Annotated in this window: 17 protein-coding genes; 8 read left to right on the top strand and 9 right to left on the bottom strand. The window is 60.2% G+C overall.

From position 1 onward, the window contains the following. Window positions 1–189: 189 nt before the first annotated feature. Both BLR63_RS14315 and BLR63_RS14310 read right to left on the bottom strand, forming a co-directional pair. Window positions 190–1,290 (bottom strand): IS110 family RNA-guided transposase, encoded by a 1,101-nt coding sequence (locus tag BLR63_RS14315; RefSeq protein ID WP_042948040.1) that lies wholly within the window; start codon window positions 1,288–1,290, stop codon window positions 190–192. 223 nt (window positions 1,291–1,513) lie between these two features. Then, window positions 1,514–2,047 carry a chalcone isomerase family protein gene (locus tag BLR63_RS14310; RefSeq protein ID WP_042947235.1) on the bottom strand — a complete coding sequence of 178 codons (534 nt, stop codon included), beginning with the start codon at window positions 2,045–2,047 and terminating at the stop codon, window positions 1,514–1,516. Window positions 2,048–2,111: 64 nt separating this feature from the next. Between BLR63_RS14310 and BLR63_RS14305 the strand changes: the two genes are divergently transcribed. Together BLR63_RS14305 and sthA are read left to right on the top strand one after the other, a co-directional pair. Beyond that, entirely contained in the window at window positions 2,112–3,122 is a 1,011-nt protein-coding gene (locus BLR63_RS14305; protein WP_010566459.1) for an FAD:protein FMN transferase, read from the top strand. A gap of 188 nt (window positions 3,123–3,310) precedes the next feature. Next, the gene (gene sthA, locus BLR63_RS14300) at window positions 3,311–4,705 is read left to right on the top strand and encodes a Si-specific NAD(P)(+) transhydrogenase (protein ID WP_010566460.1); all 1,395 of its coding nucleotides are present in this window, start codon (window positions 3,311–3,313) and stop codon (window positions 4,703–4,705) included. 42 nt (window positions 4,706–4,747) lie between these two features. Here the strand turns inward: sthA and BLR63_RS14295 are convergent, their stop codons facing one another. Both BLR63_RS14295 and BLR63_RS14290 read right to left on the bottom strand, forming a co-directional pair. Further along, complete coding sequence (locus BLR63_RS14295; protein WP_010566461.1) at window positions 4,748–5,470, bottom strand: glycerophosphodiester phosphodiesterase; 723 nt, start codon at window positions 5,468–5,470, stop codon at window positions 4,748–4,750. Window positions 5,471–5,512: 42 nt separating this feature from the next. Then, window positions 5,513–6,097, bottom strand: a complete 585-nt coding sequence (locus BLR63_RS14290) for a PilZ domain-containing protein (protein WP_010566462.1) — start codon at window positions 6,095–6,097, stop codon at window positions 5,513–5,515. Window positions 6,098–6,191: 94 nt separating this feature from the next. On the opposite strand from BLR63_RS14290, the gene BLR63_RS14285 reads away from it, so the two are divergent. Genes BLR63_RS14285 through BLR63_RS14275 form a run of 3 tightly spaced genes read left to right on the top strand, consistent with a single transcriptional unit; the run spans window position 6,192 to window position 9,437 of the window. Then, window positions 6,192–7,442, top strand: a complete 1,251-nt coding sequence (locus tag BLR63_RS14285) for a lipoprotein-releasing ABC transporter permease subunit (RefSeq protein ID WP_010566463.1) — start codon at window positions 6,192–6,194, stop codon at window positions 7,440–7,442. A gap of 7 nt (window positions 7,443–7,449) precedes the next feature. Beyond that, window positions 7,450–8,133: a lipoprotein-releasing ABC transporter ATP-binding protein LolD gene (lolD, locus tag BLR63_RS14280; protein WP_162830773.1), complete on the top strand. Its 684-nt coding sequence runs from the start codon at window positions 7,450–7,452 to the stop codon at window positions 8,131–8,133. A gap of 59 nt (window positions 8,134–8,192) precedes the next feature. Further along, window positions 8,193–9,437, top strand: coding sequence for a lipoprotein-releasing ABC transporter permease subunit (locus tag BLR63_RS14275; protein ID WP_010566465.1), 1,245 nt, complete (start codon window positions 8,193–8,195; stop codon window positions 9,435–9,437). A 99-nt stretch (window positions 9,438–9,536) separates the two neighbouring features. Here BLR63_RS14275 and BLR63_RS14270 read toward each other — a convergent pair whose 3' ends face one another. Together BLR63_RS14270 and BLR63_RS14265 are read right to left on the bottom strand one after the other, a co-directional pair. After that, the gene (locus BLR63_RS14270) at window positions 9,537–10,892 is read right to left on the bottom strand and encodes a heavy metal sensor histidine kinase (RefSeq protein ID WP_010566466.1); all 1,356 of its coding nucleotides are present in this window, start codon (window positions 10,890–10,892) and stop codon (window positions 9,537–9,539) included. Next, entirely contained in the window at window positions 10,889–11,569 is a 681-nt protein-coding gene (locus tag BLR63_RS14265; RefSeq protein ID WP_010566467.1) for a heavy metal response regulator transcription factor, read from the bottom strand. The genes BLR63_RS14270 and BLR63_RS14265 overlap by 4 nt, the downstream gene beginning before the upstream one ends. A gap of 156 nt (window positions 11,570–11,725) precedes the next feature. Between BLR63_RS14265 and copI the strand changes: the two genes are divergently transcribed. Together copI and queF are read left to right on the top strand one after the other, a co-directional pair. Further along, window positions 11,726–12,247 carry a copper-resistant cuproprotein CopI gene (gene copI, locus BLR63_RS14260; protein WP_010566468.1) on the top strand — a complete coding sequence of 174 codons (522 nt, stop codon included), beginning with the start codon at window positions 11,726–11,728 and terminating at the stop codon, window positions 12,245–12,247. A gap of 65 nt (window positions 12,248–12,312) precedes the next feature. After that, complete coding sequence (queF, locus tag BLR63_RS14255) at window positions 12,313–13,143, top strand: NADPH-dependent 7-cyano-7-deazaguanine reductase QueF (RefSeq protein ID WP_010566469.1); 831 nt, start codon at window positions 12,313–12,315, stop codon at window positions 13,141–13,143. 152 nt (window positions 13,144–13,295) lie between these two features. On the opposite strand, the gene BLR63_RS14250 is transcribed toward queF, so the two are convergent. Further along, window positions 13,296–13,562 carry a DUF4404 family protein gene (locus tag BLR63_RS14250; RefSeq protein ID WP_010566470.1) on the bottom strand — a complete coding sequence of 89 codons (267 nt, stop codon included), beginning with the start codon at window positions 13,560–13,562 and terminating at the stop codon, window positions 13,296–13,298. 110 nt (window positions 13,563–13,672) lie between these two features. After that, entirely contained in the window at window positions 13,673–14,281 is a 609-nt protein-coding gene (locus tag BLR63_RS14245) for a hypothetical protein (RefSeq protein WP_010566471.1), read from the bottom strand. A gap of 195 nt (window positions 14,282–14,476) precedes the next feature. Between BLR63_RS14245 and BLR63_RS14240 the strand changes: the two genes are divergently transcribed. Continuing rightward, window positions 14,477–15,166, top strand: coding sequence for an MlaA family lipoprotein (locus BLR63_RS14240; protein ID WP_010566472.1), 690 nt, complete (start codon window positions 14,477–14,479; stop codon window positions 15,164–15,166). Window positions 15,167–15,227: 61 nt separating this feature from the next. On the opposite strand, the gene BLR63_RS14235 is transcribed toward BLR63_RS14240, so the two are convergent. Next, window positions 15,228–15,524, bottom strand: a complete 297-nt coding sequence (locus tag BLR63_RS14235) for a PilZ domain-containing protein (protein WP_010566473.1) — start codon at window positions 15,522–15,524, stop codon at window positions 15,228–15,230. Between the last annotated feature and the right edge of the window lie 181 nt (window positions 15,525–15,705).

Raw genomic sequence — 15,705 nt, 5'->3', positions numbered from 1 at the left:
ATCAGGCCTATTCGAGGAAGCCCAAACAGCTTCTGGCCAACATTGGATCAGCTCGCGATATGCCCATTACAGTTAGGCCTCAAGGGCCGGTAGGAGCGCAGGCATCAGTTCGCGACGGTCTGACCAGGGGTCAATGTTCTTTAGCATGGGTTGGAGCGGCTTAACGCCCCGGTGGCAGAACGCTGTAGATCAGTGACTCATCGTAGCCTCCTGGCTATTGCCTGGTTGGCGACGATAAGTCTGGTCATTTTGAAGGAGCCGCCAGAGGATGCGCAGGTTGCGGTTGGCCAAACGCACCGCCGCCTCCTTGCGTCCCAGGCGGGATATCCAGCGCTGTAGACGCTGGTCGTCCGGCTGCTCTGAATCCGGTCGTACCTGTCTTAGAACTGCGTGGGCACCTTGGATCGCCAAGCTGCGCAAGTAAGCATCACCCTGTTTGCTCATCTTGCCCAACCGGATCTTCTCGCCACTACTGTGTTGGCTGGGTACCAACCCGAAGTAGGCGGCGAACTGTCGAGCATTGGCGAAGCGTTCAGGCTCGGTTTGCTTGGCCAGTAGCGCTGTGGCAATGATCGGCCCCACTCCGCGTACCGTCATCAGCCGCTTGGCGGTCTCGTTCTGCTTGGCCGCTGTTTCGAGCCGACCAGTCAACACGTTCACGCGTTCGCCCAATTGATCCCATTCTCCTAGCAGCTCGGCGATCAGTTCACGCAGCAAATCGGGTAATGGCTGAGTAGCATCTTCCAGTATTCGAGGGACACGTTGGCTGATGGCTGTTTCGCCCTGCGCCATAGAGACCCCTTGCTCCAGCAACAAGCCACGCATCTGATTACCGACCGCCGTACGTCGCCGAATGTATCCCTGCCGGGCTCGGTGCAGTGCTTGCATCGCCATCGCCGCTGCGCTCTTGACCGGTACCGCTGATATCGTGCAATCGCGGCCTGCACGCAGGATCGCCAATGCATCATTGCGATCGTTTTTCGGGCCGCTGCGATGATTGGCAACATGCTGAGCGGGCAGGATGCGCACGGGATTGCCCTGCGCTTGCAGCAACCGCGCCCATGCTTGAGCGCCTGGCCCGGTTTCCACCAGCACCGTCACGCTTGCTGGAAGCTTCTGAAGAAAGGCCTGGAAGGCTTCACGTGACTTGATCCGATCTTCGAATATCACCTGTCCGAGCGCATCCTCACCGGCCACCTGAAAGACCTTTTTGGCAAGATCTACCGCAACGTTCATGCAGGTAGATACATCGGCTGACAAAGACTGGTTGATCGTCGTATGCTTTTTCATGGTCTCGCCCTTGCTGTCGTTGGCTTTCTATAAGAATGCCACCGTGGCGCACAGACGCCTCGGCTTGGGCGAGTCCATTCAATTACGGGGGGGGGCGTTGGGGCTGGCTGCCTGATGGGGCCTTTTTTTGTAGGAGCGAGCTTGCTCGCGAAGAACGTCAACGATAACGCGGGCTTTCAGGAAGAACGCAGCCCTTGTGGTTTTTTCGCGAGCCAGCTCGTTCCTACAGGAGCAGTTTGTCGCGCAGGCTCTCTGACAGTCCATTGGGCGCCAGCCAGATGCCCAGGTAGGCCCTTGCCAGTTCATCGTCACGACTGCTGAACACGACTTGTCCATTGATCTCCAGGTTCAAGCCTCGGCCTGGGCGTACATCCAGAGCGTAGCGATCACCACTGCGGATATTGCGAAAGCTGGCATGCAGTCGCTCAAGCTCTGGCTTCAAGCGGGCGTTGGCCTGCTGGCGTTCCAGGGTGGCTGTGGCGGCCTTGATGACATCGTTGCGGTCAATGTCGCGAAAGTAATACAGCACAAGGCGCAGAGCCTTCTGTTGATCCCATGACGGCTTTGCCCGCATGTCGGCTGGCGCATACAACGCTGCGGCGTACACATCCGCCCAGAGGTATGTCAGCACGGCCTGGTTTTTCAGCTCCAATTGCTGGGCTTGCGCCGGAAAATTCGCCTGGGTGAGACGATCTGCCTCATTGGCGAGCGCTGGGAGTGCGAACATCAGCCATAAACAGATAAGCGCATGCCGCATAATGGTGAGCCCTGGAAAGGTGTGTGCTTACAGGTTAATTCAATTTTCGACGGCGATTAGGTTTATGGGCAGCCTGCGACAGATAGCGGCGATGTGCAGTTTTGCGGTGTTGGCCGGCTGTGGCGGCGATACGCTGGAGCAGTTTGGCGGTCCGACCATGGGCAGCACTTATTCGATCCAGTATGTCAGAAGCTCGACGGCACCCACGCCGAAAGAGCTCCAGCGCCAAGTGGAAAGCATCCTGGGAGCCGTTGATCGACAGATGTCGACCTACCGCAGCGACTCCGATATCGAGCGTTTCAACAACCTGCCAGCCGACAGTTGCCAGCCGATGCCCGCGCCGGTTCTGCAACTGGTGCGCACCGGCGAGCAACTGTCCCAGGCCAGTGCGGGGGCGTTTGACCTGACGGTGGAACCGTTGCTGAACCTGTGGGGGTTCGGCCCCCAGGCCCGGCAACTGAGCGTGCCGGACGCCGCGACGCTGGCGCAGGTGCGTCAACGGGTCGGCCACCAGCATCTGCGTATCGATGGCGAGCAACTGTGCAAGGATGCCGCCGTCGAAGTCGACTTCAACAGCATTGCCGCCGGTTACGCGGTGGATCGCATCGCCGAACTATTGAGCGGCCTGGGTATCCACGATTACCTCGCCGAAGCCACTGGTGAACTCAAGGCTGTCGGCCACAAACCGGATGGCTCAGCCTGGCGCATCGCGCTGGAAGAACCCCGCGATGACCGGCAGGTGGCTGAAAAAATCATCCGCGTAGACGGCTTTGGTGTGTCCACATCAGGTGACTATCGTAATTATTTCCAGCAGGATGGCCGACGTTACTCCCACACCCTGGATGCGCGGACCGGCGCGCCGATTACCCATCAACTGGCATCGGTGACGGTGTTGCACCCGTCGGCGCTGATGGCCGATGGCCTGTCGACGTTGCTGTTGATCCTTGGGCCGGAGCAAGGCTGGAATTACGCTGAGCAGCACCAGATCGCCGCGTTCTTTGTATTGCGCGAGGGGGATGCTTTCGTCACGCGCAGTAATCAGGCGTTCGAGCAAATGACCGCGCTGAAACCGTAATTCCCGCCGTGTAGTAAAGGCAAAACTGGCCTACGACGCGACCAAGGGTTAATGTGCGCGGCGTTGAGCCTTATATAGACTGTGCCCCGGTTCACACACTTGAGCCACATTGTCCTTCATGACCGCTGGCCGCGGCATGATTTAGCCAGGCGTCCAACCGTGGGCCTGGCCTGTTCTGAGGAGTACGCATGGCTGTCTACAACTACGATGTAGTAGTACTGGGTTCCGGCCCGGCTGGAGAAGGTGCGGCGATGAACGCCGCGAAGGCAGGGCGCAAGGTGGCGATGGTCGATAGCCGCCGCCAGGTCGGCGGTAACTGCACCCACCTGGGTACCATCCCGTCCAAGGCCTTGCGTCACTCGGTCCGCCAGATCATGCAGTTCAACACCAACCCGATGTTCCGGGCCATTGGCGAGCCGCGCTGGTTCTCGTTCCCGGATGTGTTGAAAAGCGCAGAAAAAGTCATCGCCAAACAGGTCGCGTCGCGTACCGGCTACTACGCCCGTAACCGTGTCGACCTGTTCTTTGGCACCGGCAGTTTCGCCGACGAGCAAACCATTGAGGTGGTGTGCCCCAACGGCGTGGTCGAGAAGCTGGTGGCCAAGCACATCATTATCGCCACGGGTTCGCGCCCGTACCGCCCGGTGGATATCGATTTCCTCCACCCGCGTATCTACGATAGCGACACCATCCTGAGCCTGGGCCACACCCCGCGCAAACTGATCATCTACGGCGCCGGCGTGATCGGCTGTGAATACGCCTCGATCTTCAGTGGCCTCGGGGTGCTGGTGGAACTGGTGGACAACCGCGACCAGTTGCTCAGCTTCCTGGACTCGGAAATTTCCCAGGCGTTGAGCTACCACTTCAGCAACAACAACATCACCGTGCGCCATAACGAAGAGTATGAGCGGGTCGAAGGCCTGGACAACGGGGTAATCCTGCACCTCAAGTCCGGCAAGAAGATCAAGGCCGATGCCTTGCTGTGGTGCAACGGCCGTACCGGCAACACCGACAAGCTGGGCATGGAAAACATTGGGGTCAAGGTCAACAACCGTGGCCAGATCGAGGTGGACGAGAACTATCGCACCTGTGTGACCAATATCTACGGTGCCGGTGACGTGATCGGTTGGCCGAGCCTGGCCAGTGCCGCCCATGACCAGGGCCGTTCGGCTGCCGGCAGCATTGTCGATAATGGCAGCTGGCGCTATGTGAACGACGTGCCGACCGGGATCTACACGATTCCCGAGATCAGCTCGATCGGCAAGAACGAGCACGAACTGACCAAGGCCAAGGTGCCTTACGAAGTGGGCAAGGCGTTCTTCAAGAGCATGGCGCGTGCGCAGATCGCCGGTGAGCCGCAAGGCATGCTGAAGATCCTGTTCCACCGCGAGACCCTGCAAGTCCTCGGTGTGCATTGCTTCGGCTACCAGGCCTCGGAGATCGTGCACATCGGCCAGGCCATCATGAACCAGCCGGGTGAGCAAAATACCCTCAAGTATTTCGTCAACACCACGTTCAACTACCCGACCATGGCCGAAGCCTATCGGGTAGCGGCCTATGATGGCCTCAACCGGCTTTTTTGAGCGGCTCCGGCCGGTGGCCTGAGCCGGCCGGGGAGACCGATTTCAGTAATTCTCGAGGGTGGCAGTGGCCAAACCGGGAAAGTCTGTAATCAGGCTATCTACGCCGAAGTCTGCGAGCCTGCGCATCAGCGCAGGTTCGTTGACCGTCCACACGGACACGTGCAAACCCTGGCGCTGGGCTTTTTCCAGACGCTCGGGGGTGCACAACGTCCAGTTCAACGCCAGAATCTCACAGCCATAGTTCTGCGCGACCTTCAGCGGGTCGAGCCAGGCGTATTCGGCTACCAGGCCGCGTGACAGGTCCGGGGTGAGTTCAACCGCTGCTTTCAACACTTCCCGCGAGCTTGAGGTCACGGTGACTTTGTCCATCAGGCCAAAGCGTACGGCCATTTCACGGATGGCCAGTACGGTGGTGGCGGCCCGGGTACGCGAGGCACTTTTGACTTCCAGTTGCCAGTGGTCGAAGTCGCACTTTTCGAACAGTTCTTCCAGGCGTGGGATCGGGCATGGCTTGATCCAGCCAGGGCCGCCTTTGCGTGCGTCCATCTTCACCAGGTCCGCCGCCGAATACTCGACGACCTTGCCGCGCCGGTCGGCGGTGCGCTTGAGGGTCGGGTCGTGGATGACCATCAGTTCGCCGTCCATGGACAGGTGCAAATCCAGCTCGCAGCGACGTACCCCGTGCTTGAGGCACTCCTGGAAGCTGGTCAGGGTGTTTTCCGGTGCTTCGCCTTTGGCACCGCGGTGGCCGTAAATCAGGGTCACAGTTGCTCCTTTACGCCAGGTGTCCTGGCGGGGTGAACGAATTCAGGTGTTTTGGGCGTCGCTTTGTTCCCGCGCCAAGCGCCGCTGCTGCGCTTGTTTCTGCAGGATATAGCGCGCCAGCAATTGGCGTTGGATGTCGGGGATGGATTCGAACTCGGTGCCCACTTCAAAGCCGGCGCCCTTGGGGGCGCAACGGGTGACCCGTGCACGCAGCAGCAGGCCGAGCGCCTGGGGCATCAATACCAGTTTGACGGCCAGGTGCGCACCGATGGCGAGGGGGACCGGGTGCTGAAAGTCGATGCCGCCTTCGGAAATGATCACCGGTTGCGGGGCGCCGAGTTCATCGCGCAGGCTTTGCGCCATGATCTGGCTGAGCAGATCCAGGCGTTTGTTCTGGACTTTGAGGAAGGCCGCCAGGGTACGATCCTTCTCGCTGAGCTGGCGTAACAGGTGTTGGGCTTCGAATTCGCTCAGGTGCAGTTCACTGAGCAGATTGAACAGTGGCGAATCATCCAGTAATACTTCCTTGCTCGCTGCTTCCGGGGCCGACAGGCTTTTGATTTGGAGTGCGATCATGTCGTCGATACGGTAGTATTCGCGGCGCTCTTCTTCATCTAATGTCGACATGGCGAACCCCAGGTAACGGTAATGGTCTGAGTGTAAAGCTGCTTACCAGACCCCGCCACCGGGACGTCTTCTTTTCCTCCGAACAAGCCCCGACATGTTCAGACCTCTCTTCGTATTTATTGGCACGCGTTATACCCGTGCAAAACGTCGCAATCATTTTGTGTCGTTCATTTCCCTGACCTCGATGATCGGGCTCGCCTTGGGCGTGGTCGTGATGATCGTGGTGCTGTCGGTGATGAACGGCTTCGATCATGAGATGCGTACCCGCGTGCTGGGCATGGTGCCCCACGCGACCATCGAGTCGAGTGAGCCGATCAGCGACTGGCAAAGCCTGGCCGACAAGGTCAAGCAGAACCCCAAGGTGGTGGCCGTTGCGCCGTTCACCCAGATGCAGGGATTGCTGACCAACGACGGCAAGGTGCAGAAGATCCTGCTCAATGCCATCGATCCGGTCCAGGAACGCAAGGTCTCGATCATCGACAAGTTCATGTTGCAGGGCAAACTGGACGACCTGTCGCCCGGCAGCTTTGGCATCGTCATCGGTGACAAGGCCGCCGCCAAGCTCGGCGTGGGCATCGGCGACAAGCTGACCTTCGTCGCCCCGGAAGTCACCGTGACCCCGGCCGGCATGTTTCCACGCATGAAGCGCTTTACCGTGGTCGGCACCTTCCACGTGGGTGCCGGCGAGATCGACGGTTACCTCGGCCTGACCAACCTTACCGACCTGGCTCGCCTGCACCGCTGGCAGCCGGACCAGGTGCAGGGCCTGCGCCTGAAATTCAACGACCTGTTCGACGCCCCGCGCGGCGCCTGGGAAATCGCCCAGCACCTAGGGGAAACCGAGTATTACGCCCGCGACTGGACCCGTACCCACGGCAATCTGTACCAGGCGATCCGTATGGAAAAAGCCATGATCGGCCTGCTGTTACTGCTGATCGTCGCTGTCGCTGCCTTCAACATCATTTCCACCCTGGTGATGGTGGTAAACGACAAGAAGGGCGACATCGCCATCCTGCGTACCCTTGGCGCCACGCCGGGGCAGATCATGGCGATCTTCATGGTGCAGGGCACGGTGATCGGTGTGGTCGGCACCTTGATCGGCACGGCGGTGGGCATTCTGGCTGCGCTGAACGTCAGCGCCGCCATCGCCGGCCTCGAAACCCTGATCGGCCACAAGTTTCTCAACGCCGACGTGTACTTCATCGACTACTTGCCGTCCCAGGTTCAGTCCCAGGACGTGTTGATGGTGGGCGGCGCTGCGTTGGTCCTGAGTTTCCTTGCCACCCTGTATCCAGCCTGGCGCGCGGCACGTACCCAGCCAGCACAGGCCTTACGTTATGAGTGAATCGGGCATGAGTGAAAAAGCAATCCTGAGCTGCCGCAACCTGGGCAAATCCTACGAGGAAGGCCCTGAATCGGTTGTGGTGCTGTCCAACCTGCAACTGGAACTTCACCCAGGCGAGCGCGTGGCGATCGTCGGCAGTTCCGGTTCCGGCAAAAGTACCTTGCTTAACCTGTTGGGCGGCCTCGACACGCCGTCCCAGGGCAGCGTGTGGCTGGCCGGCGAGGAGTTGTCGGCCCTTGGCGAGAAAGCCCGTGGCCAATTGCGCAACCGTTCGCTGGGCTTCGTGTACCAGTTCCACCACCTGTTGCCGGAGTTCACCGCCCTGGAAAACGTGTGCATGCCGCTGCTGATCGGCAAGACCGCGATCCCGGAGGCGCGCCAGCGTGCCACCGCATTGCTGGAGCGTGTCGGCCTCGGCCATCGCCTGGAGCACAAGCCGGCGGAATTGTCCGGCGGCGAACGCCAGCGCGTGGCGATTGCCCGCGCCCTGGTGAACAACCCGGGCCTGGTGATGCTCGACGAGCCGACCGGCAACCTCGACTCCCACACCGCCCAGGGCATCAAGGACTTGATGCTGGAACTGAGCACCCAGATGCGCACCGCGTTCCTGGTGGTGACCCATGACATGAGCATGGCTCGGCAGATGGACCGCGTGTTGCACCTGCAGGAAGGTCATCTGGTCGCCATCTGACCCGTTTCAGCCTGGCGCCTGGCGTCGGGCTTTTTCATTTTTTCAGGCGGTGCAAGCCCATGTTCAGACCGTTATCGATTTTCATCGGCACGCGCTATACCCGCGCCAAGCGCCGCAACCGTTTTGTTTCGTTCATCTCGATGACCTCGATGATCGGCCTCGCCCTGGGTGTGCTGGCGATGATCGTGGTGCTGTCGGTGATGAACGGCTTCCAGCGCGAAATGAGCTCGCGCATCCTCGGCATGGTGCCCCATGCCACCATCGTCGGCGTGAACCCGATCGACGATTGGCAGCCGGTGGCTGCCGCCGCGATGAAGAATCCGCAAGTCACCGCTGCGGTACCGTTCACACAGATGGACGGCATGTTCTCCTACAAGGGCGCCATGCAACCGATCGAGATCAGCGGCGTTGATCCGGCCCAGGAAGGCAAGGTGTCGATCGTGGCCCAGCATATTGTGCGGGGCAAACTTGAAGACCTGAAACCCGGCGAGTTCGGCGTGGTGGTCGGCGAAATCACCGCACGGCGCTTTCGCCTGAACGTGGGCGACAAGCTGACCCTGATCGTCCCGGAAATCAGCAGCGCACCGGGCGGTATCACCCCGCGCATGCAGCGATTGAACGTAGTCGGCATCTTCAAGGTCGGCGCCGAGCTGGACGGTTCCATGGCGTTGATCCATATGGCCGACGCCGCGCAAATCCAGCATTGGCAGCCGAACCAGGTGCAGAGTGTGCGCCTGGCGGTAAAAGACTTGTACGCGGCGCCCAAGGTCTCGGCGGACATTGCCGCCAGCCTCGGTGCGGCCTACAAGGCGGACGACTGGACTCACACCCAGGGCAGCCTGTTCAGTGCGATGAAAATGGAAAAGACCATGATCGGCCTGCTGTTGTTGATGATCGTTGCCGTGGCGGCGTTCAACATCATCGCCACGTTGATCATGGTGGTGAACGACAAGGGCGCGGACATCGCGATCCTGCGTACCATCGGCGCCACGCCGCGGCAGATCATGGCGATCTTCATGGTGCAGGGCACGGTGATCGGCATCGTCGGTACCTTGATCGGCGGCGTGCTTGGGGTGATTGCGGCGCTGAATGTGAGTGAGCTGGTGGGCTGGCTGGAGCGGGTGACCGGGCAGCATATCTTCAGTTCGGATGTGTATTTCGTCAGCAACCTGCCTTCGGAACTGCAAGGTGGGGATGTATTGCTGATTTGCACAGCCGGGTTTGTGTTGAGTTTCTTGGCGACGATTTACCCGGCGTATCGGGCGGCGAAGATTGAGCCGGCACATGCCTTGAGATATTCGTAGGATTCAAGACTGCTATCGGGAGCAAGCCCCACATTTGAATGCATTCACCGATCAAAAATGTGGGGGGACTTGCTCCCGATAGCGCCGGAACCGCTTGCATCAAACTATCCTTGGCAACTCGATCACAAACCGCGTCCACCCCGCCTCGGACTCGCAATAAATTCGCCCCCCATGGGCCCGCACAATCGACTGGGTAATTGCCAGCCCCAGCCCCGCGTGTTCGCTGCTGCCTTCATGGCGGGCCGGGTCGGCCCGGTAGAAGCGGTCGAACAACCTTGGCAGCAACGCCGCCGGAATGCCTTCCCCGCTGTTCTCCACCGTCACCGTCACGCCCGGTGCCGTTTCCGCCATGGTTACTCGCACTTCGCCACCCGCCGGCGTAAACCGTAGCGCGTTATCCAGCAGATTCGATAAGGCTCGGCGCAACATGCCGCGATCGCCGACCGCGTGAGCCGTACCTTCGCGTATCAGGCTGACCTGTGCGTCCTCGGCGAGCAGGGCAAAGAACTCCAGCAACGCTTCCACTTCATCCGCCAGTGCCAACGGTTCACGCTTGGGTATCAGCAGGCCGTGGTCGGCTTTGGCCAGGTAGAGCATGTCGTTGACCAACTGCGCCATCCATTGCAGCTCTTCCAGATTGCTGTGCAGCGCCTCGCGATAATCCTCCAGCGCGCGCGGCTGGGTGAGGATCACCTGGGTGTGGGTCAGCAGATTCGACAGGGGCGTGCGCAGTTCGTGGGCGATATCGGCCGAGAAAGCCGAGAGGCGCTGGAACGCGTCGTCGAGGCGACCGAGCATCGCGTTGAAAGCCTGGGCCAGTTCCGCCAGTTCCGCCGGCATGTGCTGCTGGGGCAGGCGCTGGGTCAGGGAGTGGGCGGACACGCTGGCGGCCACTTCGCCCATGCGGCGCAAAGGCCGCAGACCACTGCGCGCCGCCCAGGCGCCGAGCAAGGCAGTGGCCAGCGCCGACAGGCCGACGGTGAGCCAGATCAGGTGCTGCATGCGCTGTAGGAAGTGCTGGTGATGGGTGATGTCGAGTATCAGGCTCAACTGCGGCGAATCCGGCTGCTCTGGCCGCAACGACGCGTTGTACACCCGATAATCGGTGCCAGCGTTTTGCAGGCTGTGCAGGCCAGGGGTTTCGGGCAGGGTGACGCCCGCTGCCCCATCGAACCAGCGCTGTTCGCCTGCTGTGACGCGCAAGGCAAGATCGGGCTGGCGATTGAGTTCGGCGCGCAGTTGCGCTTCTCGTCGGGCCAATGATTGCGCCGAGTCGACCCCCTGCAAGGTGTTGCGCAGCACGACCAGCTTGCTGTCGAGCAATTGCTGGTCCAGCTCGATAAAGTGCGCTTCGCTGGCGTGGTTGAACAGCACGCCGGCCAGCAACGACACAACCGCGGTGCAGCCGGCAAACAGCAGGGCCAGGCGGCTGGTCAGGGACAGGCGCTTGATCAATTGCACCGTTCCTCCAGCACATAGCCCATGCCGCGCACGGTGTGGATCAGTTTGTCGGGGAAATTGTCGTCGACTTTCAAGCGCAGACGGCGGATCGCCACTTCGATGATGTTGGTGTCACTGTCGAAGTTCATGTCCCACACCTGGGAGGCGATCAGCGACTTGGGCAGCACTTCGCCCTGGCGACGCAGCAGCAGTTCGAGCAGGGAAAATTCCTTGGCAGTGAGGTCGATACGTTGGCCGGCCCGTTCGACACGGCGGCGAATCAGGTCCAGGCGCAGGTCGGCCAGTTGCAGGGCGGTTTCCTGTGGTGCGCTGCTGCCACGCCGCAACAGGCTGCGCACGCGCGCCAGCAGCTCGGAAAACGCGAAAGGCTTGACCAGGTAATCGTCGGCGCCCAGCTCCAGGCCATGCACGCGATCTTCCACGGCATCACGGGCGGTCAGGAACAGCACGGGCGTATCCAGGCCCGCGTTGCGCACGGCTTGCAGGATTTGCCAGCCATCGCGACCGGGCAGCATCACATCGAGGATCAATAGGTCATAGTCGCCGGTCAGTGCCAGGTGCTGGCCACTGGTACCGTCGGCCACCAGCTCGGTGGTAAAGCCGGCCTCGGCCAAGCCTTGGCGCAGGTAATGGCCGGTTTTGGGTTGGTCTTCGACGATCAGCAGTTTCATGGGCAGCTCTTGGCAGCGGGTCACGTCGGGCTTTATACCGTGGTGGCCAGAGGAGGGGCGCAACCTGACAAAGTTGTAATCTAGCAGTCAGCTGGCTGGCAGCGCTGCAATCTTAAAGTGGTCCACAGACTGATCCCACACCTTTGGAGAATTGAGATGGCGTTGCGTACCCCCCTGTTGTTGGCGAGCTGCCTGTTGGCGTTGAGTGTCGGGGCGATGGCTGACACGGCTCATACTTATGCATTCGGCCAGCCGGCGTCTGCCGACAAGGCCACGCGCACCGTGGAAGTGGTGATGCAGGATATGTCTTTTTCGCCCAAGTCCCTGGATGTCAAGGCCGGTGAAACCGTGCACTTTGTGTTGGTCAACAAAGGCCAGTTGCTCCATGAGTTCAACCTGGGCGACGCGGCCATGCATGCTGAGCACCAGAAGCAAATGATGCAGATGCAGTCCGGCGGTATGATGAACGCCACCGGCATGGGCAAGATGGACCATAGCGCCATGGGCCACGGCGAAATGGGCGGGATGAAGCACGATGACCCCAATAGCGTACTGGTCGAGCCGGGCAAAACCGCCGAGTTGACCTGGACGTTCAGCAAGGCCACGGGCCTGGAGTTTGCTTGCAATATTCCTGGGCACTACCAGGCGGGCATGGTGGGCAAGATCAACGTCAAATGAGTGCGTGTTAAGGGCGGGGGCAAAGGCTGGTAGACTGGCGGGGTTTATTTAGCCAGGTTTCCGCCATGCATCCCGCAGCCGAACATTCGCCGCTGGGCAAGTCCAGTGAATACATTTGCACCTACACTCCTTCGTTGCTGTTCCCGATTCCGCGCGCTGCCAAATGGGCTGAGCTGGGCCTGAGCGCCGAAACCCTGCCGTACAAGGGCGTGGATTTCTGGAACTGCTTCGAGTTGTCCTGGCTGCTGCCGTCGGGCAAGCCAGTGGTGGCCATTGGCGAGTTCAGCATCCCGGCCGATTCGCCGAACATCATCGAGTCCAAGTCGTTCAAGCTGTACCTCAACTCCCTCAACCAGACCGTGTTTGCTGATGTGCCGAGCCTGGAAGCGATCTTGCGCACCGATCTCAGTGCCGCTGCCGGCAAGCCTGTGAACGTGCGCATCCGCAGCCTGGCCGATGTCGAGGCCGAAGGTGTGCAGGCCCTGCCGGGTATCTGCATTGACGACCTGGATATCAGCGTCAGCAACTACGAGCACCCGCGCCCGGAATTGCTGCGTTGCGATGATTCGCGCATCGTCGAGGAGCGCGTGCACAGCCATCTGCTCAAGTCCAACTGCCCGGTCACCAGCCAGCCCGATTGGGGCAGTGTGGCGGTGGACTATCGGGGTTCGGCACTGGATCACGCCAGCCTGCTGGAGTACCTGGTGAGCTTTCGCCAGCACTCGGATTTCCATGAGCAATGCGTGGAGCGCATCTTTCTCGACCTTCAGCGTTTGCTGAAACCTGAGAAGTTGACGGTGTATGCGCGGTATGTGCGGCGGGGTGGGCTGGATATCAACCCGTATCGCAGTACGGAAGATGTGGCGTTCCAGAACGTGCGCCTGGTCCGCCAATAAACACACCGTATCTGTAGCAGCGAGCTTGCTCGCGAAAGTCGTCAACGATTAACGCGGGGAACCTGAAGCTGCGCGGTGCTCTCGGGTTTTTCGCGAGCAAGCTCGCTCCTGATTTTGTAGGCGCCTGGCAAGCCGGGCGCCTACAAAGGGGGTCAGATTCCGATATTGCCCAGGGTTATCACGATATTTCGCAATGTCCCGGCAATGCCCGGATGGTCCAATTCGAAACCTTCCACCGCCCGGTTCACATCGTCAGCGATGCTGGGTGGCTGGGTAGCCGGTTCCAGTTCAAGTTGCACTTCGAACTTGGCAAGCAAGGCTTCCAGCGCTTCACGCTTTTCGGCTGACAGCGGTGGGTCTTGTTCCAGTTGCTCGCGCAGGATGTTGACCTGTTCTTGCAGTTTTTCGCGGGCAGGCATGGCGGTTTTCCTTTTATCGATAGGCACTGGCATAGACCACGGCACGCCGGGAAAGGTCTATGAGAGGAGCTGTAGATTAATCTACCGGCGCCGTCTGTGCATGATCTTGATCAGGGCTTTTCGCCTTTGAGCTGGCGCAGGCTGATGTCGGCCAGGCAACTGCCGAGTTCGCCCAGATGATCGATCACCGAATGCACGCCCAACCCGTACAGTGCCACCGTGGCCTTGCCGCGTTTGCGCTCGCGTTCCTGATCGCTCAGGGCCTGCCACTGTTCAGGGGCCATGCCGCACAGCGAGCCGCAGGAGGCCAGGCCGATGGTCCACAGCCCTGCGTTCAGCGCCGATTGCAGTAAGCGCGGCTCGCCGCTGACCAGGACACAGCCTTCCAGGCGCTCGATATTCAGCTCCATCAAGGCTTGCCAGCAGGCATGGGGGGCAGGCCAGCGGACAGGGGAGGGCGATGCGGCCTTGAGCCAGTCCGGCAATGCAGCGGCCAGCGGGGTCGTCACCGAGGGTGGCAGTTCATCCAGCCAGGCGCAGGGGATGCCCTGTTCCTTCAGGCTGCGCAGGATTTTCAGGGCGCCCGGCGTCGCTTGGGAATCCGGAGGGAGAGAATCGGTGCGTGCCCGGGAACCGAAGTCCACCAAGCATCCACTCAGGCCAAACAAGACAGCCGTCAAGGCAGGCGTGGTAGCGGTGGCAATCTCGGCGTGACGCATCTCGACATCCCTGAAATAGCTGTGACGCTATCGGGGTAAGATGACAACGCTATGACAGCACGATGAATTGTAGGAATCTTGAACATTTCCTGTCTGTCGTTTCCAGGCTGCTGCCTAATTGCATATTTCCGTCATATACTGGCCACCTTATTCAGGGCATAGCGCCCATGACAGACCATTCAAGGAGCAAAAGCTATGCGCTGGAGCCACTACTTCGCTCAGCTATCAGTGTGTGCCACTGTCCTGCTGGCACCGTTCGCCGCACAAGCTGCATCGGAAGATGATCCATGGGAAAGCATCAACCGTCCCATCTTCACCTTCAACGATACCGTTGATACTTATGCCCTCAAGCCGTTGGCTCAAGGCTATCAATTTGTGACGCCGCAATTCGTGCAGGATGGCGTGCACAACTTTTTCCGCAATATCGGTGATGTCGGCAACCTGGCCAACAACGTGCTGCAACTCAAGCCGCATGCGGCGGGCGTGGACACGGCCCGGCTGTTGATGAACACCACGTTTGGCGTGCTGGGCTTTATCGATGTCGGCACCAAAATGGGGCTGCAGCGCAGCGATGAAGACTTCGGCCAGACCCTGGGCTATTGGGGCGTGGGCAGTGGTCCCTACGTGATGCTTCCTCTGCTGGGCCCAAGCACTTTGCGTGATGCGCCGTCCAAATACGTGGACAGCTACACCCAGCCTTACCGCTACATGAACGATATCGGCTGGCGCAACAGCACCTTCGGCCTGAATATCGTCGATACGCGCGCCAGTCTGCTCGACAGCGAGAAGCTGATCACCGGCGACAAGTACACCTTTATCCGCAACGCCTACCTGCAGAACCGCGAGTTCAAGGTCAAGGATGGCAAGGTCGTCGACGACTTCTAGACTACGATGTCTTGAAACGAAAAAGAGGCGACCCTGTGGTCGCCTTTTTTGTGCGCGGGTATCAGCGCATTTTCAGGATCTTCAGCCCCAGATGCTGACCGTCGCCCTCGTTCTTCGCCCACACTACCTGGGTGTCAGCTTCCAGGCCGGCGAGGGCAGCATGCTCGGACTCGATGCGCACGGTCAGCTGATCGCCCACCGCGAACTGGCGAGGTGCTTGCACCTGCATGCCGGAGCTGGAGAGGTCCACGCAAACCCCGTCAATTTCCTGCCCGGCGTGGATCAAAGACACATCGGCATCCACTCGCATGCGGATGAAATCGCGTTTTTCAGCATAGTCGCGCTCGTGTTCGCTCACAGCTTCCATCCTTACTTTGTGTTGTGGTGATGGCTGTTCTTATAACTCCCGGTGATTTGCGATGTAAAGACGCTCGGCGACCATCGGCATGAGCTTGAAACCCCTGGCGGATGGGAGTACCGTCTGCGCCTTAGAAGGGCACCTCTGCTTTACCATTGTGCGTGGGAAAAACCCCCATAGT

Origin of the sequence: Pseudomonas extremaustralis (genome assembly GCF_900102035.1) — a bacterium.
GTDB classification, from domain to species: domain Bacteria; phylum Pseudomonadota; class Gammaproteobacteria; order Pseudomonadales; family Pseudomonadaceae; genus Aquipseudomonas; species Aquipseudomonas extremaustralis.
The sequence above is the reverse complement of the archived record's forward strand: the minus strand, read 5'-3'. Positions and strand labels throughout refer to the sequence as shown.

Excerpts from the sequence above, each read along its gene's own strand:
- BLR63_RS14285 (WP_010566463.1), top strand. The coding sequence starts at position 6,192 with ATGTTCAGACCTCTCTTCGTATTTATTGGCACGCGTTATACCCGTGCA.
- BLR63_RS14240 (WP_010566472.1), top strand. The coding sequence starts at position 14,477 with ATGCGCTGGAGCCACTACTTCGCTCAGCTATCAGTGTGTGCCACTGTC.
- queF (WP_010566469.1), top strand. The coding sequence starts at position 12,313 with ATGCATCCCGCAGCCGAACATTCGCCGCTGGGCAAGTCCAGTGAATAC.
- lolD (WP_162830773.1), top strand. The coding sequence starts at position 7,450 with ATGAGTGAAAAAGCAATCCTGAGCTGCCGCAACCTGGGCAAATCCTAC.
- BLR63_RS14275 (WP_010566465.1), top strand. The coding sequence starts at position 8,193 with ATGTTCAGACCGTTATCGATTTTCATCGGCACGCGCTATACCCGCGCC.
- BLR63_RS14310 (WP_042947235.1), bottom strand. The coding sequence starts at position 2,047 with ATGCGGCATGCGCTTATCTGTTTATGGCTGATGTTCGCACTCCCAGCG.
- BLR63_RS14305 (WP_010566459.1), top strand. The coding sequence starts at position 2,112 with ATGGGCAGCCTGCGACAGATAGCGGCGATGTGCAGTTTTGCGGTGTTG.
- BLR63_RS14250 (WP_010566470.1), bottom strand. The coding sequence starts at position 13,562 with ATGCCTGCCCGCGAAAAACTGCAAGAACAGGTCAACATCCTGCGCGAG.
- copI (WP_010566468.1), top strand. The coding sequence starts at position 11,726 with ATGGCGTTGCGTACCCCCCTGTTGTTGGCGAGCTGCCTGTTGGCGTTG.
- BLR63_RS14245 (WP_010566471.1), bottom strand. The coding sequence starts at position 14,281 with ATGCGTCACGCCGAGATTGCCACCGCTACCACGCCTGCCTTGACGGCT.
- BLR63_RS14290 (WP_010566462.1), bottom strand. The coding sequence starts at position 6,097 with ATGTCGACATTAGATGAAGAAGAGCGCCGCGAATACTACCGTATCGAC.
- sthA (WP_010566460.1), top strand. The coding sequence starts at position 3,311 with ATGGCTGTCTACAACTACGATGTAGTAGTACTGGGTTCCGGCCCGGCT.
- BLR63_RS14265 (WP_010566467.1), bottom strand. The coding sequence starts at position 11,569 with ATGAAACTGCTGATCGTCGAAGACCAACCCAAAACCGGCCATTACCTG.
- BLR63_RS14315 (WP_042948040.1), bottom strand. The coding sequence starts at position 1,290 with ATGAAAAAGCATACGACGATCAACCAGTCTTTGTCAGCCGATGTATCT.